Here is a 23,106-nt window from a genome sequence, read left to right as displayed (position 1 = left end):
TGTTAAGGCGATGTATTTTGGAGTATTCAAAAAAATAGGAATATGACCAGAAAACAAGGGGGAGAAAACACCCAAATCTTAAAAGACGAAAATGATCATAGGGATAATTATATTTTTCAGGATAATAAAAAGACTAAAATAGGGGCTACCATTATTACCGCTGTCCTATTAATTATCCTTGCCGGACTTATTTTATCGGGGGTTGTTATTGAAAATTGACACTATAGGGAAGTCGAAGTAGCGTTGTGATTTAGTGCCCTAATGCCGTATGAAACACAACCTATTCAGGGTGTTTAAACCAACTAACCTTAGCTCTTAAAAAATGAATCCACAACAATACATCAAAGTAGTATATTACATATGCATTGCATTCTTTATGAATGCATGTGCTACCTATTCCCCCCAATTTGCTGAACCAGTTCCCGTACAGATATCCTCGTCCGGCACTAAAGATCTATTGCATACCTTTTATATTGCCGGAGGGTTCGGAAACAAAGGAAATGGTGGGTCCGGAGGAGCAGAGAATCTTCTTGCCTCTGCACTGGCAAGTGCACCGGAGGAAAGTACCCTAATTTTCACAGGAGATAATATATCGGAAAATGAAGGTGCTTGGAGCGAAGACAAAGACTTATTGGATGAGCAAATTAAACTATTGGACAATTTTAAGGGGAAGACCATTTTTCTTCCAGGAAACAATGAATGGAAGGAATTCGATTCAGATAAGGTTGAAAAAATAGAGGATTATATCAAGGATTTGGAACAGGATAAAATCAGTTTTTATCCTGAGAATGCTTGTCCAATAGAGCATATGGAGATCAATGATAAGCTGGATTTAATTGTGGTTGATTCCAAATGGTTCATTTCCAATTGGTCACGTGTAAAGGACATAAATAAAAAGTGTACCGATATTAATACTAGGAGAAGGTTTCTGGAAGAATTGGAAGGCTATATCAACGATGGTCAGGATAAAAATATCGTAATTGCCATGCACCATCCTATATTTAGTAATGGTAAATATGCGGGAAAGGAAAGTTTTAAAAGCCATATAACCCCTATACCGGTATTGGGAACAGTTATGAATGGTATTTCGGATTTAGGTGCCTTTTCTCCAGAGCTTTTAAATTCGAGACGTTACAATTACTTAAGGATTCTGGTTAGCGCTTTAGCCAAAGCCTCCGATAGGATCACTATTGTTTCCGGTCATGAAGAAAGTTTGCAATATCTCACGGGAGGTGGCATACATCAAGTGATTGGAGGGTCCCTTTTCCAAAAAACACCGACTAAATTGGGTGCGGATAAAATTACCACCATTGGAGGGTCGTTGGATTATGAAGGGAAATACACTCATGGCGCAGAAGGATTCGCTAAACTGGAATATTTCAAGGATGGCTCGTCAAAAGTCACTTTTATAAGTGAGGGAGATGATAAGAATACTATTAACATACTTCCGAAATTGGACAAAGAAAGTGCACCACATAATTTTCCTGTAATTTCCAATAGCACCAAAAAGGATGCTGTTACCGATAATAAGGAAGAACTGAACAAATCGGGCTTCTATAAGTTTTTATGGGGAGAACGCTATAGAAACTATTTTGGCACTTCAGTGACCGCTCCTATAGCTTATTTGGATACGCTTTATGGAGGGTTAAAGGTAACCAAGGAAGGTGGGGGCCATCAATCTTACTCCATTCGTTTAGAAGATAATAACGGCAGGGAATTTTCAATGCGTTCCCTTCGTAAAAATGCACTGAAATTCCTTAAGTTTAAAGTTAAAGGAATTGCTTTCGAAGAAAATGACTATAAGGATACTTGGACAGAAGAAGTAATATCAGATTTCTTTACAACAGCACATCCGTATATGCAGTTGGTCATAAATCCTTTGGCTCAGGCAGTAAATGTCAACCATTCCAGTCCAAGTCTTTTTTATATCCCCAAACAGGAACGTCTTGGCGACTTAAATGAGCAATTTGGGGATGAACTTTATTTTATTGAAGAACGGCCTTCAGACGAACAAACAAATTTTAAAGGATATAGACGTACTATCGATGAGTCGGGAAAAATGAAGGAGATGGAGAGTACTACGGACATGTTGGAAAAAATCAGTGGTGATGAATCCTATACTATAGACCAAAGGGATTTTATTAGAGCCCGTATTTTTGATATGCTCATTGGCGATTGGGATAGGCATCAGGATCAATGGCGTTGGGCAGAATATGAGAAAAAGGATGGCGATAAGGAATTTTTACCAATCCCTAGGGACAGGGACAATGCCTTTCCTAAATTTGACGGTTTCGCCATGAAAGCTATTAAGCTTTTTGTCCCGGATGCACGTCGCTGGCAATCATATGGTCCAGAAATTAATGACGTAAAATGGTTGAATATAGGTGGGAACAGGTTAGATCGTACTTTGTTGACCCAGTATGATGCCAAGGTGTGGGAGGAAGAGGCCCGGTTTATTCAAGATAAACTTTCAGAAAGGGAAATAGACGCGGCATTTTTAAAATTACCCATAGAGGTACAGGATAGTACTTCCAATGACATCAAAGAAAGTTTAAAATTGAGGCTGACCAATCTGCCTAAATACGCAAAACAGTATGCGGATTATTTGGATAATATAGTAACGTTACATGGTACAGAAAAGGATGATCTAGTGGAAATTACCAGACTGCCGGAAGGTAAGACCAAGGTAGTTCTCAGAAGGCTATTGAGTGATGAACCCAACGAAAAGATGTTCGAACGGACATTTGAGAGTAAAAAAACAAAGGAAATATGGATTTACGGTCTCGGGGACGATGATATATTTGAAGTGTCCGGTGATGGTGATAATGAGATATTTATAAGATTGATTGGTGGCTACGGAAAGGAAACTTACAACATCACCAATAGTGCAAGTCTAAAAGTCTATGATTGGAAGCACGAGGAAATTAAGTTCGAAGAAAAGAAGCCAAGCCATCAGCTAACCGATGTTTATGAGACCAATACTTTTCATTGGCGTTTTTTAGAGGAGAACAGCAATGTATTTCTTCCGGCAATAGGATTTAGAACCGATGACGGCTTTTATATGGGGGTCAAAAACACCTATTTAAATCGGGGTTTCAACGGACATGATTTTAGACAAAAACATATCGTAGGGGCAAATTATTACTTCCTGTTTAAGGCATTGGAACTTTCTTACCAAGGGGTTTACGCCAATATTATTCCCAAATGGAATTTTGAATTGGAAGGGTATTATACTAGCAATAGGTTTTCCAATAATTATTTTGGCTTTGGGAATGAAACCGTTAATCTTGAAGATGATCTGGGTCGGGATTATTACCGTGCCAGAATGCAAAAAATCCAACTTAATGCAGGTATTGCATACCACACGTTAAAAATAAAGGCTTTATACGAATCCTTTAAGTCAAAGGAATTACAAGATCGATTTTTTGTGCCCTCTAATTTGGATCCGCAGATTTTTGATTCCCAGCATTATGTAGGTGCGGAGACCTCTGCATATTACAAAAACGACGATGCCGCTGATTTTCCTACCAAGGCACTTTATTTGGGTTTAACCGCTGGGTACAAATTAAATACACAAATTGCGGATAATCAATTTGGATATTTCGCCTTCAAAGCGGGAATAAGCCATAAACTAATTCCGTCAGGAGACCTGGTTCTGGGGACAACTGCTGAATATAAGACCAATATTGGTGGAGGCGAATATTTTTTCTACCATGCACCTACCCTTGGAGGAACAAACGGACTTCGTGGATTCCGGGACGAAAGATTTGCCGGTCACTCTTATTTTTATCAGACTACAGATCTCAGATTTAGAATTAAGAAATATGCCACTGCAGTAGCACCTGTAACTTTGGGCGTTTTTGGTGGATTTGATTATGGTAGGGTATGGGAGCGGAACGATTCCAGTAATCGTTGGCATACATCACAAGGCGGGGGCCTATGGATCAGTGGATTTAATTTTCTATCTTTCAATGTAGGGTACTTTAATTCCGTAGAGGGCAATATGGTACAAATAGGTTTCGGTTTCGGTTTTTGAACCGCTGAGTTTAATTTGTGGGTATCAAATACCATACTTAGTCCATTCCTAGAACCTAAAACTACTGCAATCTAAATGTAATAGGAATGGTATAGGGAACCTTTACGGCCCTGCCTCTTTGCTTGCCTGGCGTCATCTGGGGTAAAGCCGCTATTATACGGTTGGCTTCTTTTTCCAATAATTTATCCGGACCCCTAGTTCTAATATTGGTAATGTAGCCGGTATTATCTATGATAAATTGCACATACACCTTGCCTTCAATTCCCAATTCGACAGCTACATCGGGATAGGTAAACTGTTTTATGATATGTTCTTGGATTTTTTTCTGAAAGCATGCTTTCTGGGCTTCGTTGTTGGTTTCCTTGCAACCGGGAAAAACAGGTACGTTTTCTATTACGGCAAAGGGGACTTCAATATCCTCCTCTTCCTCCTCTACTACAGCTATATCTTCTACTTTGAGTGTAGCCTCTTCCACTATTGTTTCCTGGTTGATTTCCGTACTTTGAATAACCGTTTCTTCAATTTCGGCCACATCTTCTACAATTTCTATAATTTCTGGGGCTGCTGGTGGGGGAGGTGTGGGAGGTACGTTTAAAGCCTCCGTAACAGGTACTTTTTCCTCTAAATAATCCGTTACTGTCAATTGTTCAATGGCCGCATTTTCTTTAGGGTACGTTTTTAACTCCAACGCCCCCCATACTAGAAAGAGTACTATTGTTAGGCCTATTACAAAGAAAAGTCCACTTTTTTTGTTTAAATCTGCCCTTGGATTTTTTTTTGGTTCCATGATACAGCATTTTAAACCTTAAATTATGAAGTATTTAATCCAATTCATATGACTTAAATCAGTTTTTAAACTTTTCTTTCAGTAATTTAGGCACTTGTTTAATCGATTAAACAAAAATGAAAATAAATTTTGGGATATATAAAAGGGACATTTTTCTTTAAGTTAATAGGTGTGAACGCATTTTAATCTATATGGCCAAAGTTTTTATCGATTGGTCATATGCTACAAATGCCTTTTTTGAATGGGTGGAACAATTGGTTGAAGATCCTCTTAATGTAGTTGTAATGGTCTTTTGTTATGTTGGCGTGCAATGGGCCTTTCTGTATATCCTTTATAAACAGAAACTTTTTTTAAAGGTATAAGTTCATTTTTAAGAAGGAACGCGGAGCAAGGAACAAGCCCTACAATAGGCTGATAATGATTTGGGTTTGGGGAAATTAGTATGAAACCTTAAGTGCAAGGTTTTAAACGGGGTATATTTTTCCTATTTTTAATAAAAACTAAGGGCTTTGAAAAAATACAATAAGAATATAAGAATATTATGGATTGTTCTTGGCATGACGCTTTTGTCATGTAAAGATGGTGAAAAGGTAAAACCAATAAATGCTGTCAGTGAGCAGCAGAACCTTTATCAGGAGGCATATCGTCCACAGTTTCATTTTTCACCTCCGGAAAAATGGATGAACGACCCTAATGGTTTGGTTTATAACCAAGGCGTGTACCATCTTTTTTATCAATATTATCCTGAAGATATTGTTTGGGGGCCCATGCATTGGGGTCACGCAATAAGTAAGGATATGGTGCATTGGGAAAATAAACCTATAGCCCTATTTCCTGATGAACACGGCTATATTTTTTCGGGAAGTGCGGTTGTCGATACCGATAATTCCTCCGGGTTCGGTAGATTGGATAATCCACCCTTAGTGGCCATATTTACCTATCACAAGGCTGAAGGGGCAGAAGAAGGAAGAAATGACTTCCAAACTCAAGGAATTGCCTATAGTTTGGATAATGGAGATACCTGGGTTAAATATGAAGGTAATCCCGTCATAAGAAATGAAGGGATAAAAGATTTTAGAGATCCCAAAGTTTTTTGGAACGATAAAACCAATAATTGGACAATGTTATTGGTGGCAGGTGACCATCTTCAAATATGGCAATCCCCGGACTTGAAGGATTGGGATAAGGTCAGCGAGTTTGGAAAGGACCAAGGAGCACATGGTGGTGTTTGGGAATGTCCGGATCTATTTCCTTTAAAGGTGGAAGGTACCGATTTGGAAAAGTGGGTACTCTTGATCAGTATTAATCCTGGGGCTCCGAACGGAGGCAGCGGCACCCAATATTTTATTGGTGATTTTGATGGTAAGACATTTACAAGCGACCAAAAGGAGCATAAATGGATAGATTGGGGAACAGATAATTATGCAGGGGTAACCTATAACAATGTACCCAATAACGACCGAATTTTTATTGGGTGGATGAGCAATTGGGCTTATGCCCAGGAGACTCCCACTGAAAAATGGCGTAGTGCAATGACATTGCCAACAAAACTGACATTGCGCCAGGTAAATGGGGCTATTGAATTGTTTAATTATCCGTTGGATAGTGTTGATAAAATCCGGAATTTAGGTGCTCAGGAAAATATATCTGTAGATCCACAATCGGAAAAGTCGTTAACTTTTGATCATTTTAATAGCTCCGAAGTAAAATTTAAGACTAGCTCTCGGGCATTCAGTCTGGACTTTCAAAATAGTTTAGGTGAGAATTTGAGTTTGATTTTGGATGCAGAAAATCTACAATTTGTTTTGGATAGGTCTCAATCTGGAAAAGTCTCTTTTGATGATGACTTCATCAAAAATGTCCAGACTATGCCTGTGCCCAACTTGCCCAGAGGGGAATATGAAGTGCGGATAATAATGGATTGGTCCTCGGTGGAAGTTTTTATAAACGGTGGGCAATATGTAATGACTGCGCAGATCTTTCCTAACGAGTATTACAAGACCTTGGTAATTTCTAATCCAGAGGATAATAAATTGGAAATGGAAAAATTCACAATTAGTCCCATCAAATCCATTTGGTAATTATCTTAAACATTTTCAACCCTATTCAGACAGAAAACTAATAAATGAAACGCCGATTATTTTTTAAAAATGCCGCTTCAGCCTCACTTGGGCTGGGATTAACCAAGTTATCAACCAATGAAACCACTTCAAATCCCTCAAAAAAGGACATTCAGTTTTGTGTTGCGGTGGAGGAAAACAAACTTCAATTTTTTTCGGATGTCATTAAGGAGCCCATACGGATCGTTCATATCGCAGATACCCATCTGTTTAGGGACGATGAGCGCGGTGTTCCTTATAAAAAATATAGTGATCGTATGGCCAAGGCCTACAATCAGACCAAACACTTTAAAACGGATGAATTAACCAATCCTGAATTGGCATTTGAAGCTGCCTTAAATTTTGCTAAGGAGTCCCAGGCTGACTTAATTACCCTGATTGGTGATATTTTCAGTTTTCCATCTGAAGCTGCCATCGAGTGGGTACAAGCCAAATTGGAAGAAGTGAATATCCCTTATATTTATGTTGCGGGCAATCATGATTGGCATTATGAGGGTATGGAAGGGTCGTTGGAAGATTTAAGGGACAAATGGATTGCGAATAGACTGCTTCCCCTGTATCAGGGTAACCATCCATTAATGGCGGCTTATGATGTAAAGGGAATCCGATTCTTGGCCATAGACAACTCTACCTATCAAATAAATGAAGATCAATTGGCCTTTTTTGGAAAACATGTTTCTAGCGGTATTCCTTTGGTACTATTGGTGCATATACCTATGTATGGGCCAGGGAAATCCATTGGTTTTGGATGTGGAAATCCGGATTGGGGGGCTACTTCCGATAGGAATTTTGAATTGGAAGGGCGATTGAAATGGCCCGAAACCGGGCATTCGGAAACGACATTTAATTTTCATAAGGCGGTGTTTTCTGCACCAAATCTGATGGGAGTATTTGCGGGACATATTCATCGTTTTTCGATAGAATCGATTAAGGGAAAACCGCAAATAGTAACCGATGACAATGCCAGTGGCGGGCACTTGGACGTTAATTTTTTGCCATTGGAACCCAAGGATAAATCCCTTATTTTTTAAGTAGTTGAGCGTTAAAAAGGAAATTATAATTGTATATTCTATAAAAGTTAAAAATTGAAAATATTTAGAATGGATCGTTTAGGAAATGTAAAAAGTTATTTTATAAAATTAATCGGGTGTTTATCGTTAAGCTTAATTACCCTCGGAGCATACGGTCAGACCAAGAAGTATGATATTGTAATATACGGTGGAACTTCCGCGGGTGTTTCGGCTGCTCTGCAGAGCAGTAGAATGGGCAAATCCGTTGTGCTCATAGAGCCGACCAATCGAATAGGGGGACTCACCACTGGAGGCCTGGGCCAGACCGATATTGGTAACAAGCAGGCCATTGGGGGGATTTCCAGGGAGTTCTATGAGAACATCAAAAAATATTACGATGATCCGAAAAATTGGAAATGGGAAGAAAAATCGGAATATATGGATAGTGGACAGACCCGTACGGAGGAAGGGGAGGCTACCATGTGGACCTTTGAGCCCTCCGCTGCCCTTACGGTCTATAAGTCCATGATGGACAAGGAAAAAATTAAAATGGTCTACAACGAAAGGCTGAACAGGGAATCCGGGGTTAAAAAGGTAAATGGCAAAATAGAGTCGATCACAATGGAAAGTGGGAAGACCTACAAGGGAAAGGTTTATTTGGACGCCACTTATGAGGGCGACCTAATGGCCTCGGCAGGGGTTTCCTATGCGGTGGGCCGGGAAAGTAACGCGGAATATGGGGAGACTTTAAACGGAGTACAGGCCAATAGCATAAATAGGGCCTTGACCGGATTTGTTTCCAAAAATGCTTTCAACCATAATTTTATCCCAGGGGTAGATCCCTATGTTAAAAAGGGCGATCCATCATCAGGTCTATTGCCGAATGTCAATGAAAAACCGGGACTCGAAGGGGAAGGCGATAAAAAAATACAGGCCTATTGTTTTAGGATGTGCCTAACGGATCACCCTGAAAACCGTATTCCCTTCCAGAAACCCGCAAACTATGATGAGATCAATTATGAACTACTCTTTCGTAATTACGAGGCAAGAAAGGGGCCGATAAGGGAAATGTACAGTTATGGCAATTCACTCTTGCCCTGGATCAATTCCAGCATGCCCAATAGAAAGACGGATACGAACAACAAGTTCGGTTTTTCTACCGATTACATAGGCAGGAACTATGACTACCCCGAGGCCAGCTATGCGGAACGGGAAAGGATTATAGAGGACCATAGGAACTACCAGATGGGATTGATGTGGACCTTGGCCAATCATCCAAGAATTCCTGAGGAAGTACGTGAGGAAGCTTCAAGATGGGGCACTTCCAAGGATGAATTTGAAAGGGCCGATGGGTGGCAGCAACAGCTTTATATCCGCGAGGCCAGAAGAATGGTGAGCGATTATGTAATGACCCAAAAAAATTGTGAGGCATTAGTAGTGGCCGAGGATGCCATTGGCTTGGCAGCCTATGGCATGGATTCCCATAATGTACAGCGATATGTGGATGCCAATGGTTACGTCCAAAATGAGGGCAATGTAGAGGCTCATGGCTTTAAGCCCTATCCCATTAGCTATAGGTCCTTGGTGCCCAAAAAGGAGGAATGCAACAATCTTATTGTCCCTATCTGTGTAAGTTCAACGCACATTGCCTTTGGGTCCATCCGCATGGAGCCGGTGTTTATGGTCCTGGGACAATCCGCGGCCACTGCAGCATCATTGGCCATTGATGCCAATTCCAATGTTCAGGATGTGCCCTACCACAATTTAAGGGAGCAACTCCTTAAAGATGGCCAAAGGGTGAAATAAATTACAATTTCCTTAGAGATCAACAATAACCACCAAACAAAATGAAGCTAAAAAGAAGGATCATTAATTTAACCCTTATCCTGGTTATAGCTGGAATGATGGGACTAACAAGCTGCAAGCAGTCCGAAGAAAAAAGTAACCCGGTAGCTACTGCAGATATCATTATTTACGGAGGTACTTCCGCTGCCATTTCAGCGGCTGTGGAAGCAAAACGTTCCGGGAAATCCGTGATTGTGGTGTCGCCCGATATTCATTTGGGAGGATTGTCCTCAGGTGGCTTAGGTTATACAGATACAGGGGACAAGCGTGTTATTGGAGGACTTGCCCGCGAGTTCTACCAAAGGGTTTGGCAACATTACAACAAGGAAGAAGCCTGGATCTGGCAAAAAAAAGAGGAATATGGCAACAAAGGACAGGGTACCCCTGCCATGGACGGTGAAAACAGGACCATGTGGATATTTGAGCCACATGTGGCGGAAAAGGTGTTCGAGGATTTGGTTAAGGAAGAGCAGATCCGTGTAGATCGTGATGAATGGCTGGATAGGGAAAACGGGGTTGAAATGAAGGAAGGGAATATTGTTTCCATTACCACCTTGTCAGGAAAGACGTATTCCGGTAAAATGTTTTTGGACGCCACTTATGAAGGTGACCTTATGGCTTCGGCGGGCGTAAGCTTTCATGTGGGTAGAGAGGGCAAGGAAGTATACGGCGAAGAATGGAATGGGGTGCAGACCGGAATTTTGCATCATAAACATTGGTTTCAATCGGATATTTCCCCGTATGTAGTGCCTGGAGACCCCTCCAGTGGTCTTTTGCCAAGGGTGTCGGGAGAAGATCCGGGAGAAAGGCACAGTGGTGACAATAAGATCCAAGCCTATTGCTTTAGGTTGTGTATGAGCAATTATCCAGAAAATAGAATTCCCTTTCCTAAGCCTGAGGATTATGACCCCATGAACTACGAATTATTGGCAAGGTCCTTGGAGACCGGAAGGAAGGATTGGTTCGAAAAGTTCGATGCCATACCAAACCACAAAACCGACACCAACAACCACGGTCCCTTGAGCAGTGATAATATTGGAATGAATTACGACTATCCGGAGGCCACCTATGAAAGAAGAAAAGAGATTATTAAGGAACATGAGAATTATCAAAAGGGACTGCTCTGGTTCGTAGCCAACGACCCCAGGATTCCAGAAGATATACAGTTCGAAATGCAGAAATGGGGCCTGGCCAAGGATGAATTCACCGACAACGGAAACTGGCCACACCAAATCTATGTAAGGGAGGCCCGGAGGATGATTGGGGAGTTCGTGATGACTGAAAATGAGCTTTTGAAAAAAAGGCCAACCCCTAAACCAATAGGAATGGGTTCATATACTATGGATTCCCACAATGTTCAGCGATATATTAAGCCCGATGGTTTTGTGCAGAACGAAGGGGATATAGGAGTAAGTACCAATGGGCCCTACCCTATATCCTACGGAACCTTAGTGCCAAAGAAGAAAGAGTGTAAAAACCTTCTAGTGCCGGTTTGTTTATCGTCTAGCCATATTGCCTTTGGTTCTATCCGTATGGAGCCCGTGTTCATGATATTGGGGCAATCGGCCGCCGCTGCAGCAGGGCTTGCAATCGATGACAAATCTACCGTACAGGAAGTGGATTACAATAAGTTAAAGAACGTTTTGTTGTCTAAAGGACAAATTGTAGAATGATGATGGTTTATACTTTTGTTTATGACCCAAAATTTTAGTGGTAAATTCTCCAATCCAAAGAATTAATAAATGGTTTATTCTAAATTATTTTTGAAGCGAATTTTCGTTTTTGTCATTTTTGCATTGATATTACATTCACTTGCTTCCCAAGCCCCAAAAGGGGGAAAAGATCAAGAAAAAACCTTGAATTATATTTTTGAAGGAGGTAGTGAAGGTTATAAATGTTTTCGTATTCCAGCTGTAATTACAACTAAAAAAGGTGCTTTATTGGCTTTTGCCGAGGGTAGGAAAAATGGCTGTAGCGATACCGGAAGTATCGATCTGGTAATGAAGCGGTCAACAGATGGCGGAAAGACCTGGGGCAAATTGGAAGTACTTTGGCACGATGAAGGAAATACCTGTGGAAACCCTTCACCGGTAGTAGATCGTACAACGGGGCATATTTTTTTATTGTCCACCTGGAATTTAGGGGAAGATCACGAATCGGAAATAATAGCCCAAAAGAGCAAGGACACTCGCAGAGTGTTTGTATTAAAATCTGAAAATGAGGGTGAAAGTTGGAGTGTACCCAAAGAAATTACCTCAGACGTAAAATTGCCCAATTGGACATGGTATGCCACAGGACCGGGGTCTGGCATACAAATTCTTGGAGGTAGGTATAAAGACAGGTTGGTAATAGCAAGTGATCATATTGAGGCGGTAACCAAAAAGTATTACTCCCATACCATTTATTCTGACGATAATGGAGAAACATGGGAGTTGGGAGGAAGCACTCCCCTTGATCAGGTAAACGAATGTGAAGTAGTGGAACTTTCCGATCATAGACTTATGCTTAACATGCGCAATTATGATCGGCAGATGAGCAGCAGGCAACTAGCCTATAGCGATGACGGAGGGGAATCGTGGAAAGATATGCACCATCATGAGTCTTTGATAGAACCAATTTGTCAGGCCAGTACCTTGCGATTTGATTATAAAGGTCAGGTATATGTACTTTTTGCAAATCCGGCAGATACTAAAAATAGAGTAAATATGACGATCAGGGGAAGTTCAGATGACGGAAAGTCTTGGCCAATGGTAAAACAATTTTTTCCAGGTGCTTCCGCTTATTCCGATTTGACCCCAATTGATCGAAAAAATATTGGTATCTTATATGAAGGTGGATATAAAAGTGCCTACCAGGGAATAATTTGGGAGTCGGTAAGCATAAAGGAGCTGTTGGGAATGTGAAAAATCATAGGTTATGATTTAGTCATAATCAATGAAATTTCTAAAAAGTGCGACCGTTTACGGAAAAGGATAAGCTAAAAAGGGCTATAAAAATAAAAAAGCCCTTGAAAATCAAGGGCTTTTGAGGTGGTGCCTCCAGGAATCGAACCAGGGACACATGGATTTTCAGTCCATTGCTCTACCAACTGAGCTAAGGCACCAAACGCTGTAAGCGGGTGCAAATATAATTTCAATTTTATGATATACAAACAAAAATGAAAAAAAAGGCGTTTGTTTTTTCATCTTTTTTGATCTTTGCAGTATGAACTTGATTGTAGATGTGGGTAATACCCTAGTGAAAATGGCGATTTTTGATAACGAAAAAATAATTTTTTATCGAAAAATTCCCAATGGAGATTTTGCAAAAAGTGTGAAAACTATTTTTGCGGAGTATACTCACATTCAAAATGCCATTGTTTCCAATGTTGGAGGAATTAGTAATGAAGAAATAGCCATGTTATGTGTGTTTTGCAAAGTTCATGTGTTAAGTCACGCTTCCAAAACACCCTTCAAAAACTCTTATGCAACCCCCCAGACCTTGGGTGTGGATCGCATTGCCTTGGCAACAGCCGCTTTTTATCACAACCCTAAAGGAAACACCTTGGTCATCGACGCCGGCACCTGTGTCACTTATGATGCCATCAACGATTATGGGGAATATCTGGGTGGGGCAATTTCCCCTGGAATTACCATGAGGTATAGGGCCATGCACGAACAAACTTCCAAATTGCCTTTGTTGAAAAAAAAACCTATTATCGATTATATAGGAAACACCACTGAAACTAGTATGCACAGCGGTGTCGTTAATGGCATTTGTAATGAAATAGACGGAATAATTGATCAATATAAAAGTAGATTTGTCGATTTAACAGTTATTTTAACAGGAGGGGATGCTCAATTTTTGTCAAAACGATTAAAAAATACCATATTTGCGCATTCTAAATTTCTCCTGTTGGGGTTATATCATTTGTTAGAATACAACAAGCGCTAGATGATCAAAAATTTTATAATTGCAATAATATGCGTAACTTCGGTAAGCATATATGCACAGAATAGTACTGCTTCTCCTTATTCCTATTTTGGTGTTGGCGATTTAAGGGCTACCGGCACAGTGGAGAATCAAATGATGGGTGGATTAAGTGTTTATACGGATAGTATTCACATTAATTTAAGTAATCCCGCGGCTTATAGCAAGTTAGGTTTAACAACTTACACGGCTGGGCTTTCACGTAAAGAGTACCGGTTTGAAAGTAATGTTGCCAAAGAAAGCGCATCAATTTCAAATTTGGACTATTTGTCGTTAGGATTTAACTTGGGAAAAGGTTTTGGTATGGGGTTTGGAATTATGCCCTATTCTTCCGTAGGTTACAATTTTCAATCAGAAAGAACTTCTTCAAGTCAAGGAACAATATTGGAATCGTTTAATGGTGAAGGGGGATTAAACCGTGTGTATCTCTCTGTGGGCTATGAACTTTTGAAAAATTTAAGTTTAGGAATTACCAGTAATTTTAATTTTGGGAACCAGAATACCAATAGTTTTCAGACCATTGAAGATGTACAGTTGGGTTCATTCAATAGGATAGAATCTAGGATCAAAGGTTTTGATTTTAATTTTGGAGCAAGTTTTACCCCATCGCTCAACGAAAAACACACTCTTTTTACCAGTATAGTTGTTAATACACAAGCCAATTTGGTGTCGGAAAACACAAGGACCATAGGTTCCTTTTCTACTGTAAATGGTAGGGATGTAGAGGTGCTGGAGGTAGATTTGGAAGCCCAAGGTTTGGGGCGCACCGGAGTGCAGATCCCGACCACGGCCACTTTAGGTGTTGGCTATGGTATTGATAAAAAATGGTTTTTAGGGGCGGAGTACAGTTTTCAGGGGTTAAGTAGTTTTGAAAACGAACTTACTCCAGCCAGTAATTTGGAATATCAGAATGCAGAGACATTTAGGCTTGGTGGATATTATATCCCGGATTATTCATCTTTTACAAGTTATTTAAAAAGGGCAACGTATAGGGCCGGAGCAAAGGTCTCTAAATCGGGAATAGTGGTAGATAATAAGGAGATAAATGATTTTGGCATAACTTTTGGAATAGGTTTACCACTGGGACGTAATCTTTCTAATATTAACCTTGGTTTTGAACTTGGAAAAAGAGGAACAAAATATGGAGATCTAGTTGAAGAAAGTTATTTCAAAGTTAATCTGGGCCTATCATTAAACGATAAATGGTTCATACCAAGAAAAATTAATTAAAAATTATTACTTTAACCACCTTAAAATAAACAGACAGATGAAAAAGAAACTCTACATCACAGCGATAGCCGCCATGGGATTTGTGGGTTTAGGGCATTCTCAAGCTCAAAACCCGGAGTGTATGACCAATCTTTCCATTTACACAGAGCATGTAAAAGTTAAGAATTATGAGGCTGCCTATACGCCATGGAAAATGGTATATGAAAATTGTCCTACATTAAATTGGGCCAATATTTTATATGGTGAACGAATTTTAAAGGATAGGTTGGAAAAATCTACCGGGGCGGATAAGACTGCCAATATAAATGCTTTGATGGAATTATATGATAATAGAGCAAAGTACTTCCCTGCGAAGACAGACTTAGCTGAGACTATTATAGATAAGGTGTTGTTGAAGTATGATGAGAAAATGATCAACGATGAGGAGATCTACACTCAACTTGATAAAGCTTTTACAGAGGATAAGGCAAATTTTAAAAATCCAAAGGCATTATATTTATATTTCTCCAGTTTGGTGGATCTGAATAGTGCAGGTAAAAAGGATTTGGAGGAAGTATTTGAAAAATACGACAACGTTACTGAAAAGATAGACGAGGAAAACGATAAGCTTACAGAGGTTATTACTAAACTACTTCCAAAGGAGGATGCCGGTACATTGACTTCCAAAGAGAAAAAGCAATTGAGTTCTTATAATAGTTATTCTGAAAGCTATGGTAAAATAGCTGAAAGTATTGATAGCAAATTGGGTGCCTTGGCGAATTGTGAAAACTTAATTCCATTGTACCAAAAGAATTTTGACTCTAAAAAGGGTGATTTAACCTGGATCAAGAGAGCTGTTGGAAGAATGTACAGTAAAGAGTGTACTGAAGACCCAATGTTTAAAAAACTATTTGAAGTACAATTGGCCATGGAGCCTTCCGCAAGTGCATATATGTATGCTGGTGCCCTTAAGAATAATGCTGGGGATAACAGTGGCGCCCTTGCCGATTTTAACAAAGCATTGGAGTTGGAAACCGATTCCAGGAAAAAATCCAATATTGCTTATAAGATTGCCACAAGCTATAGAAGAGGTAGTAAGGCTACTGCTAGGAACTATGCCCAAAAGGCAATAGATGCAAATCCTTCCAACGGTAAGGCTTATTTGTTGATCGCTAGCTTGTATGCAGGAAGTGCTAACGAATGTGGTAGTACTCCTTTCGAGAAAAGGGCTATTTACTGGAAAGCCGAAGATTTGGCCCGCCAGGCAGGTCGTGTGGATCCCGCATTAAGTGGTAGGGCAGGTCAAGCAGCTGCCAGTTACAGAGCTAAAGCGCCATCCAAAACTGATATATTTAATTCAGGTATGGCCGGTAAAACAATAAGTTTCTCATGTTGGGTAGGTGGTAGTGTAAAAGTGCCCAGCCTATAAGATGAAAAAAAAAGGTTTATATTATTTTAGGAGCATTGCCATAGTTATTACTATGGCAATGCTTTTTTATTCCTGTGCCGACAGTTATAAGAGAGTTGGGGATGAAGCTATAAAAAAAATATTTCCAAGTGCGGTGGCCGAAGATTTTACCTTAACTTATACGGAAACCGATGAACTTGAAAAAAATGAAGGTGTGGTTTCTGCCCATGTAATTGCCGTACTAACCAGCCCGATTAGCAATGATTTTGATAACTTGGCTTTTCCTCATAGAACTTTTCCAGATGGACTTATGGTAGAGTTTTTTGATGAAAAAGGAGAAAAGAGCACGGTTACAGCAGATTACGGAATTATTTATTCCAGTACTAATTTAATAGATTTGCAAGGTAATGTGGTGATTGAAACCAGCGACGGTAAAAAGTTGGAGGCTCCGCAATTATATTGGGATAGAACCAATGATTGGATTTTTACCCAAGAGAAATTTAAGTATACCAATCCAGAGGAAGGAACTATTATGGATGGCGAAGGAATGGACTTTAATAGGGATTTTAGTTTTTTTAATGCTAATAAGACCTACGGATATATGAGTATAAAAGAAAAGAAGATAGAAGAATGATTAAGATATTAAGATATACCGAATACCTATATTTGGCAGTGGCCGTAGTGTCCGCTTTTGAAATATACGAACAATGGAACATAGATAGACAGCGGGCCTACTTGTTCGTCTTTTTTGGGATAGTTTCCATAGGGATGTTCATTTTTAAGAAAACCTATAGGAAAAGGTTCGAGGAACGTCAAAAAAATAATAAACAATAATTTTGGAGGCATATATTGTCATTATCATTGTTATTTCATTGCTATTTTCTGCTTTTTTCTCAGGTATGGAAATTGCCTTTATTTCTGCGAATAAAATTCACATAGAAATAGAGAAAAAGCAGGATGGATTTTTGCCCAAAGTCCTCGCCCGCCTTACTAAAAAACCTTCTAAGTTTATTGCCACCATGCTTATTGGAAACAATATAGCCTTGGTGGTTTACGGTCTTTTTATGGGCGACATGCTGATGGGGCTCTTTGCCGACTTGGAGTCGTCGACAGGTAGTGTTTTAACCTTATTTATAACCGACTTCAGTCTGGTGACCCAAACTGTTATCTCCACTTTGGTTATACTTTTGACCGCCGAATTTTTGCCTAAAGTATTGTTTCAGATTTATAGCAATACCTTATTAAGACTGTTGGCCATACCTGCTTATGCTTTTTATGTATTGTTTTCGGTGATTTCAGATTTTATTATTTGGATATCCGATATCATACTTAAAGTGCTCTTTAAGACAGATGGTGATGAGGTGCAATTGGCATTTAGCAAAATAGAACTGGGAGATTATATAACCGAGCAGATGGAAGCTGTGGAGAAAGAAGATGTGGTGGATTCGGAAATACAAATTTTCCAAAATGCTCTGGAATTTTCAGGGGTCAAGGCAAGAGAGGTTATGGTGCCAAGGACCGAGATTGCAGCAGTGGAACTTCATGAAACCCCTAAAAATTTGGCAAAGCTTTTTACGGAAACGGGGTATTCCAAAATTTTGGTATTCAAGGATACCATAGATAATATTATTGGATACGTACATTCTTATGAGCTTTTTAAAAAGCCCAAAACAATAAAAAGTATCCTGCTTCCAGTAGAATTTGTTCCAGAAACAATGTTGATCAACGATATACTTAATATTTTAACCAAAAAAAGGAAAAGTATTGCAGTTGTTTTGGACGAGTATGGGGGTACTTCCGGGGTCATGACGGTAGAGGATATAGTGGAGGTGCTGTTTGGTGATATTGAGGATGAACATGATTCCACTGATCTACATGAGGAGCAGATCAATCAAAACTCGTATAAGTTTTCAGGTAGATTGGAAGTGGATTATGTCAATGAACAATATAAATTGGACCTTCCCGAAAGTGATGAGTATGAAACACTGGGAGGCTTGATCATCAACGTTACCGGTGAAATTCCGGAAAAAGACTCCGAAATTAAGATAGATAATTTTCTTTTTGTGGTTTTAGAGGTTTCAAGTAATAAAATAGATATGGTTTCCTTGGTTGTGCTTGATGATGAATAGGCATTTCAGGGATTTTTTTTGATTTTTTTTAGTTTTTATTATTTCAAAAGAAAGTAGTAATTTCGCCTCCCGATAGTAACGGGATAAATTTAAACAGTTTACATAATGGCAATTTTAGAGAATATAAGGAAACGAACTACCGTTTTAATTTTAATCATTGGTCTGGCTTTGTTTGCATTCGTAATTTCAGGAGTGTTTAGCAGCAATGAATTGGGTGGTGGAAAGGTTGGTTCTTCCGTGGCGGAGATTAATGGGGATGAAATTTCCATTGATCAATTTAGAAGGAATGTTGAGGCATATTCTAGAATGGCCGGACCTACTGCTTCTTCCATGCAATTGGTTAATCAAGTATGGGATAGGGAAGTTAGGAATACGATCCTAAATCAGCAGTTCGAGGAATTGGGTATTGAAATAGAACAGGATCAGATAATAAACTATATAAAAACTATTCCTTCCTATGTTCAAAATCCGGAATTTCAAAATGCCAGTGGTGTTTTTGACGATAATAAGTTTAGGGAAGCTGTGGCCGATTGGAAAGCAAATAACCCTAGTCGTTATGCTCTATGGTTGCAAGATGAGCAGGCTATAATTCAAAACGCCAAGGAGCAAACCTATTTTAATCTTATTAGGGCTGGTGTGGTTTCTACCTTAAAAGAAGGCGAATTGGATTATAAATTGGCCAATGATAAAGTAGATATCAAATATGTAAGAGTACCTTTTTCTTCAATACCAGATTCTACTATAGCGGTTTCAAAGAAAGAAATTGAGGCTTATATAAATGACCATAAAAAAGATTTTAAGCAAGATAGGTCTAGGGATATACAATTCGTCTATTTCGAAGAAAAGGCTTCTTTGGAAGATGAGAACGCCGTAAAGGAAGAAATCTTAAAACTTTTGGAGGATCGAGTGGAGTACAACTCACAGAAGGACACCAATGACACCATTAAAGGTTTTGGTCATACAAATGATATGGCTGCCTTTTTGGATAGAAATTCAGATATAAAATTCGATACTATTTATAAGGCTAAAAAAGATCTGCCAGCGAAGTTCGCAGATACCCTTATGGCCTTGGAAAAAGGTAGTATCTATGGTCCTTATCGTGACGGAGACTTTTTTAAAGTTTCCAAAATGATGGATAGAAAAGCTAATGGTACCGTAAAATCCAGTCATATTTTAATTTCTTATGCAGGGGCTCAACGCGCCAATCCAGAAGTTACCCGCACTAAGGAGGAAGCGGAGAAAAAAGCCAAGGAATTGTTGGTCGAGGCAAAACAAAAAACTACTGTCTTTGCTGAATTGGCCAGAGATAATTCAGACGGACCATCTGCGCCTAAAGGTGGTGACCTTGGATATAATCAAGAAGGGGTAATGGTAGCACCGTTTAACGACTTTACTTTTAGTAATCCTGTTGGGGCCATGGGAATGGTTGAAACGGATTTTGGTTTTCACATTGTTAAGATAGACGACAAGCAGGATATAGTTCAACTGGCCACATTGGCAAGAGAAATAGAGCCTTCAGAGGAGACTATCAATACTTTGTTTACAGAGGCTACCAAATTTGAAATGGAAACTACTTCGGATAAAGACTTTACTGCAACGGCCAAGGAAAGTAATTATGTGGTTAGACCGGTAAACAAAATTAAGGAGATGGATGAAAACCTTCCAGGTCTTTCTGCCCAACGTTCCATTGTTCAGTGGGCTTTTAATGAAGATACCAAATTGGGTGAGGTTAAAAGATTTAATATAAACAATGGCTATGCAGTAGTGCAATTGACTGCAAACTATGCTGAAGGACTTATGAGTGTTGAAGATGCATCGGCTATAGTGCTTCCAAAATTAAGAAAGGAAAAAAAGGCAGCTAAAATTATAGAGGCCAATAAAGGTAAATCCATGGATAGTTTTGCCAAGGATAATAATGTTATAGCCACTACGGCTTCTTCATTGACTATGAAATCGCCAATCATCCCAGGAGCTGGGTCGGAGGCCTTTGTAGTTGGTACTGCATTTGCCATGGAGCAAGGAGCTACCTCAGAATTGTTAACCGGTGATAGCGGCGTGTATATGCTAACTGTAACCAAAAAGGAAGACGCTCCTAAACTGGATAACTATAGTACTTATGCCAGTAGCTTACAAGCTTCGGAAGCAGGTAGAGTAAACTACTCTGTATACAATGCCTTAAAAGAGGCTTCAAATATAGAGGACAAAAGAGCAACATTCTATTAGTAAAATAGAAGTTACCAAAAACAATAAAACCTCCCAATTGGGAGGTTTTATTGTTTTTGGTAAAATTATTTCACATAAAAGGAAGCAAACAAATGCTAAATCGGTTAATGGTTACCTAACCATTTTTGAATATGAAATAACAGTAGCATACCCTTTTTCCTTAAAGTAATCGGGCGTGGTTTTGTTACCAGTGGCTAGGATAAAATCGCCTCCCCAGGCCCCTAAGCTTTTAATTGCTCCCTTGTAATCAGGAAATAGCCTTTCTTTAACCGTTGCTACCTCAAGGATATCACTCAGAATGGCTTCGTGTTTTTTCAGTAACTTTTCAAATTGGGACAGACGGGTACAGGTCAATATTCGTTGGGTGATACTACTAATTTGGGATAGGGTGGTGAAAGTGTTGAAATCTTTGTCGCGATAATGGGCAATGCCCTCCCGGCTGTTTTGTTTTTGATTTAGATAAACAAAGTACAGATCATTTTTAAAGGATGGATTAAAGCCTACTGTTAGTGCAATTGGTTTGGAGTTTTTTAACTGGTAGGTGATAGGGTTGTTATGTTGGGCACAGGCAATGTCGTACCCGCTTCCTGAAAAAGCATTCCATAACAGCTCATAGGCATCGATATTTGCCCATTGTGCTATATTGTTGATCAGGGTAGACGAAGATCCCAAGCCCCATTCCCTTGGAAAGTTCAATGCCGTGGATATTTCCAGACCTTGGTCGGACGCCAAAAAATTCGGATTTAATTTCTTGGCTTCCAAAAGAAGTTTTATTAGCCTGTCCGAGATGGGTTTTGATTCGGGAGAAAGAGCATTATCGGAAACTTCAGATAACTTGTCCAATTCATAAACACCTTCAAACCAAGTCCTTCCTTTGTCGTCCAAACTTTTCCAAACCAAAAGATTTTCCTTTATTTCTTTTACGGCCAAGGATTGTCCGTATAAAGTAGGAACGGCTAAGCTTAGTGCACCGTCCAGTACTAGATATTCTCCTGTTATCAACAGTTTACCGTTGCTGTAGTATTGTTTTGTCATTTCTTATTCCTCAATTCTTCAAAGGCTACTACCACCGCACTATGTGATGCTGTATGTTTTTTGAAATAATCTACCAAGATTAGTTTTTCTGCTTCCGTAGCGCCCAATTGGTTTAAAATATTTAATAGGTGCATCTTCATATGCCCTTGTTGGATGCCAGTGGTTACCAGCGAACGTACAGCTCCAAAATTTTGTGCAAGTCCGGCCACTGCTACTATTTGCATTAGTTCTTTTGCGGTAGGATTCTGCAATATTTCCAAAGCAAGTTTTACCAACGGATGTAAGCTGGTTAACCCACCCACCGTTCCCAGGGCCAATGGAATCTCTATCCAAAATTTAAAAATTCCTTTCTCTATAATGGCATGCGTAAGGCTGGTGTATTGTCCGTCTTTGGCGGCATAAGCATGTGCTCCTGCTTCTATGGCCCTAAAATCGTTGCCAGTGGCCAAAACAACGGCGTCTATACCATTCATAATCCCCTTATTATGGGTAACCGCCCTATGGGGTTCCACTTTTGCAATATTTACGGCACGGACCATTTTTTTTGCGAAATCCTCGGCCGTAATACCATGGTGTGCCTTTAAATCGGATACAGGACAACTAACCTCGGCCTTTACCACACAATTAGGGATGTAATTGGAAAGAATGCTCATGACTATTTCAATATCTTTCTCCCTGTCCGTAAATGCGTTGTTAGACTGCGCCTCGTCTTTAAGGCATTGGGCGAACCCTTCTAGGCAAGAGTTTATGAAATTGGCGCCCATGGCATCCAATGTTTCAAAAGTACAATGCAATTGGAAATAGTTTTCCAAATCTGAAGTTTTGTCCCTTAATTCTATATTCGTTATTCCTCCACCGCGTTTTTCCATATTTTTAATTATGGGAGCAACACTAGCTATTAATTTTGGTTTTACATTATTGAAAAAATCGGTCAGTTTATCCGTATCACCTTGGTATATAAAATGTACCTGTCCTACTTTTTCAGTTCCCAAAACAGTGGTCTTGAATCCGCCACGGGTCTGCCAAAATTTTGCCGCCTTACTAGCGGCAGCCACCACTGAACTTTCTTCAATGGCCATCGGGATGGCATATAGTTTGTTGTTGATTAAAAAATTGGGAGCAATGCCCAAAGGCAAATAGAAGTTGGTAATGGTATTTTCTATGAATTCATCATGTAAACTTTGCAACTTTGCATCATTGTTCCAGTACTGTTTTAAGATAGCGACAGTTTCCTTGCTATGTTGTGTATAATGTTGGGCAATCCAGTTTATTTTATCCTCTTTGGTAAGCTTGGAAAATCCTTCTATAGGTGTGGTCATTAGGCTTTCGGTTTCT

17 protein-coding genes and 1 tRNA gene are annotated in these 23,106 nt (G+C 39.6%); 14 read left to right on the top strand and 4 right to left on the bottom strand.

Annotation, left to right across the window (positions count from 1 at the left end):
- The first annotated feature begins 42 nt into the window (after nt 1-42).
- Both H4O18_RS00370 and H4O18_RS00365 read left to right on the top strand, forming a co-directional pair.
- Complete coding sequence (locus H4O18_RS00370) at nt 43-219, top strand: hypothetical protein (protein WP_187581121.1); 177 nt, start codon at nt 43-45, stop codon at nt 217-219.
- 103 nt (nt 220-322) lie between these two features.
- Complete coding sequence (locus H4O18_RS00365; protein ID WP_187581120.1) at nt 323-4,036, top strand: hypothetical protein; 3,714 nt, start codon at nt 323-325, stop codon at nt 4,034-4,036.
- A 61-nt stretch (nt 4,037-4,097) separates the two neighbouring features.
- Here the strand turns inward: H4O18_RS00365 and H4O18_RS00360 are convergent, their stop codons facing one another.
- On the bottom strand, nt 4,098-4,823 hold the full coding sequence (locus H4O18_RS00360) for an energy transducer TonB (RefSeq protein ID WP_187581119.1): 726 nt from the start codon (nt 4,821-4,823) through the stop codon (nt 4,098-4,100).
- 509 nt (nt 4,824-5,332) lie between these two features.
- Here H4O18_RS00360 and H4O18_RS00355 point away from each other — a divergent pair.
- The 5 genes from H4O18_RS00355 (at nt 5,333) to H4O18_RS00335 (ending at nt 12,701) form a co-directional block, all read left to right on the top strand.
- Nucleotides 5,333-6,904 carry a glycoside hydrolase family 32 protein gene (locus H4O18_RS00355; protein ID WP_246473883.1) on the top strand — a complete coding sequence of 524 codons (1,572 nt, stop codon included), beginning with the start codon at nt 5,333-5,335 and terminating at the stop codon, nt 6,902-6,904.
- A gap of 44 nt (nt 6,905-6,948) precedes the next feature.
- Nucleotides 6,949-7,974, top strand: coding sequence for a metallophosphoesterase family protein (locus H4O18_RS00350; protein ID WP_187581118.1), 1,026 nt, complete (start codon nt 6,949-6,951; stop codon nt 7,972-7,974).
- 69 nt (nt 7,975-8,043) lie between these two features.
- Complete coding sequence (locus tag H4O18_RS00345; RefSeq protein ID WP_187581117.1) at nt 8,044-9,759, top strand: FAD-dependent oxidoreductase; 1,716 nt, start codon at nt 8,044-8,046, stop codon at nt 9,757-9,759.
- Nucleotides 9,760-9,800: 41 nt separating this feature from the next.
- Nucleotides 9,801-11,471, top strand: coding sequence for an FAD-dependent oxidoreductase (locus H4O18_RS00340; protein ID WP_187581116.1), 1,671 nt, complete (start codon nt 9,801-9,803; stop codon nt 11,469-11,471).
- A gap of 90 nt (nt 11,472-11,561) precedes the next feature.
- On the top strand, nt 11,562-12,701 hold the full coding sequence (locus tag H4O18_RS00335) for a sialidase family protein (RefSeq protein WP_187581115.1): 1,140 nt from the start codon (nt 11,562-11,564) through the stop codon (nt 12,699-12,701).
- A gap of 127 nt (nt 12,702-12,828) precedes the next feature.
- On the opposite strand, the gene H4O18_RS00330 is transcribed toward H4O18_RS00335, so the two are convergent.
- Nucleotides 12,829-12,901, bottom strand: a tRNA-Phe gene (locus tag H4O18_RS00330).
- Between the two features lie 101 nt (nt 12,902-13,002).
- Between H4O18_RS00330 and H4O18_RS00325 the strand changes: the two genes are divergently transcribed.
- The 7 genes from H4O18_RS00325 (at nt 13,003) to H4O18_RS00295 (ending at nt 20,736) form a co-directional block, all read left to right on the top strand.
- Entirely contained in the window at nt 13,003-13,731 is a 729-nt protein-coding gene (locus H4O18_RS00325) for a type III pantothenate kinase (RefSeq protein ID WP_187581114.1), read from the top strand.
- Nucleotides 13,732-14,997, top strand: a complete 1,266-nt coding sequence (gene bamG / locus H4O18_RS00320) for a BamG family beta-barrel-assembly machinery protein (RefSeq protein WP_187581113.1) — start codon at nt 13,732-13,734, stop codon at nt 14,995-14,997.
- Nucleotides 14,998-15,034: 37 nt separating this feature from the next.
- The gene (locus H4O18_RS00315; protein WP_187581112.1) at nt 15,035-16,405 is read left to right on the top strand and encodes a hypothetical protein; all 1,371 of its coding nucleotides are present in this window, start codon (nt 15,035-15,037) and stop codon (nt 16,403-16,405) included.
- A gap of 1 nt (nt 16,406) precedes the next feature.
- Nucleotides 16,407-17,018: an LPS export ABC transporter periplasmic protein LptC gene (gene lptC / locus H4O18_RS00310; protein ID WP_187581111.1), complete on the top strand. Its 612-nt coding sequence runs from the start codon at nt 16,407-16,409 to the stop codon at nt 17,016-17,018.
- Nucleotides 17,015-17,218, top strand: coding sequence for a hypothetical protein (locus H4O18_RS00305; RefSeq protein ID WP_187581110.1), 204 nt, complete (start codon nt 17,015-17,017; stop codon nt 17,216-17,218). The genes lptC and H4O18_RS00305 overlap by 4 nt, the downstream gene beginning before the upstream one ends.
- 65 nt (nt 17,219-17,283) lie before the next feature.
- Nucleotides 17,284-18,513, top strand: coding sequence for a hemolysin family protein (locus tag H4O18_RS00300; RefSeq protein WP_246473920.1), 1,230 nt, complete (start codon nt 17,284-17,286; stop codon nt 18,511-18,513).
- A gap of 105 nt (nt 18,514-18,618) precedes the next feature.
- Nucleotides 18,619-20,736: a peptidylprolyl isomerase gene (locus H4O18_RS00295; RefSeq protein WP_187581108.1), complete on the top strand. Its 2,118-nt coding sequence runs from the start codon at nt 18,619-18,621 to the stop codon at nt 20,734-20,736.
- 111 nt (nt 20,737-20,847) lie between these two features.
- Here the strand turns inward: H4O18_RS00295 and H4O18_RS00290 are convergent, their stop codons facing one another.
- Both H4O18_RS00290 and H4O18_RS00285 read right to left on the bottom strand, forming a co-directional pair.
- Nucleotides 20,848-21,771 carry a GYDIA family GHMP kinase gene (locus H4O18_RS00290; protein WP_187581107.1) on the bottom strand — a complete coding sequence of 308 codons (924 nt, stop codon included), beginning with the start codon at nt 21,769-21,771 and terminating at the stop codon, nt 20,848-20,850.
- Complete coding sequence (locus H4O18_RS00285) at nt 21,768-23,090, bottom strand: hydroxymethylglutaryl-CoA reductase, degradative (RefSeq protein ID WP_187581106.1); 1,323 nt, start codon at nt 23,088-23,090, stop codon at nt 21,768-21,770. Before H4O18_RS00285 ends, H4O18_RS00290 begins: the two co-directional genes overlap by 4 nt.
- Between the last annotated feature and the right edge of the window lie 16 nt (nt 23,091-23,106).

It is taken from the genome of Arenibacter arenosicollis, assembly GCF_014397245.1.
Classification (GTDB): domain Bacteria; phylum Bacteroidota; class Bacteroidia; order Flavobacteriales; family Flavobacteriaceae; genus Arenibacter; species Arenibacter arenosicollis.
This window is presented reverse-complemented; position numbering and strand designations above follow the sequence as displayed.

What these genes read in the sequence shown, in the direction of transcription:
- H4O18_RS00315 (WP_187581112.1), top strand. Translation starts at nt 15,035, where the DNA reads ATGAAAAAGAAACTCTACATCACAGCGATAGCCGCCATGGGATTTGTG.
- H4O18_RS00325 (WP_187581114.1), top strand. Translation starts at nt 13,003, where the DNA reads ATGAACTTGATTGTAGATGTGGGTAATACCCTAGTGAAAATGGCGATT.
- H4O18_RS00290 (WP_187581107.1), bottom strand. Translation starts at nt 21,771, where the DNA reads ATGACAAAACAATACTACAGCAACGGTAAACTGTTGATAACAGGAGAA.
- H4O18_RS00305 (WP_187581110.1), top strand. Translation starts at nt 17,015, where the DNA reads ATGATTAAGATATTAAGATATACCGAATACCTATATTTGGCAGTGGCC.
- H4O18_RS00370 (WP_187581121.1), top strand. Translation starts at nt 43, where the DNA reads ATGACCAGAAAACAAGGGGGAGAAAACACCCAAATCTTAAAAGACGAA.
- H4O18_RS00295 (WP_187581108.1), top strand. Translation starts at nt 18,619, where the DNA reads ATGGCAATTTTAGAGAATATAAGGAAACGAACTACCGTTTTAATTTTA.
- H4O18_RS00345 (WP_187581117.1), top strand. Translation starts at nt 8,044, where the DNA reads ATGGATCGTTTAGGAAATGTAAAAAGTTATTTTATAAAATTAATCGGG.
- H4O18_RS00365 (WP_187581120.1), top strand. Translation starts at nt 323, where the DNA reads ATGAATCCACAACAATACATCAAAGTAGTATATTACATATGCATTGCA.
- lptC (WP_187581111.1), top strand. Translation starts at nt 16,407, where the DNA reads ATGAAAAAAAAAGGTTTATATTATTTTAGGAGCATTGCCATAGTTATT.
- H4O18_RS00285 (WP_187581106.1), bottom strand. Translation starts at nt 23,090, where the DNA reads ATGACCACACCTATAGAAGGATTTTCCAAGCTTACCAAAGAGGATAAA.
- H4O18_RS00350 (WP_187581118.1), top strand. Translation starts at nt 6,949, where the DNA reads ATGAAACGCCGATTATTTTTTAAAAATGCCGCTTCAGCCTCACTTGGG.
- H4O18_RS00300 (WP_246473920.1), top strand. Translation starts at nt 17,284, where the DNA reads ATGGAAATTGCCTTTATTTCTGCGAATAAAATTCACATAGAAATAGAG.
- H4O18_RS00360 (WP_187581119.1), bottom strand. Translation starts at nt 4,823, where the DNA reads ATGGAACCAAAAAAAAATCCAAGGGCAGATTTAAACAAAAAAAGTGGA.
- H4O18_RS00340 (WP_187581116.1), top strand. Translation starts at nt 9,801, where the DNA reads ATGAAGCTAAAAAGAAGGATCATTAATTTAACCCTTATCCTGGTTATA.
- bamG (WP_187581113.1), top strand. Translation starts at nt 13,732, where the DNA reads ATGATCAAAAATTTTATAATTGCAATAATATGCGTAACTTCGGTAAGC.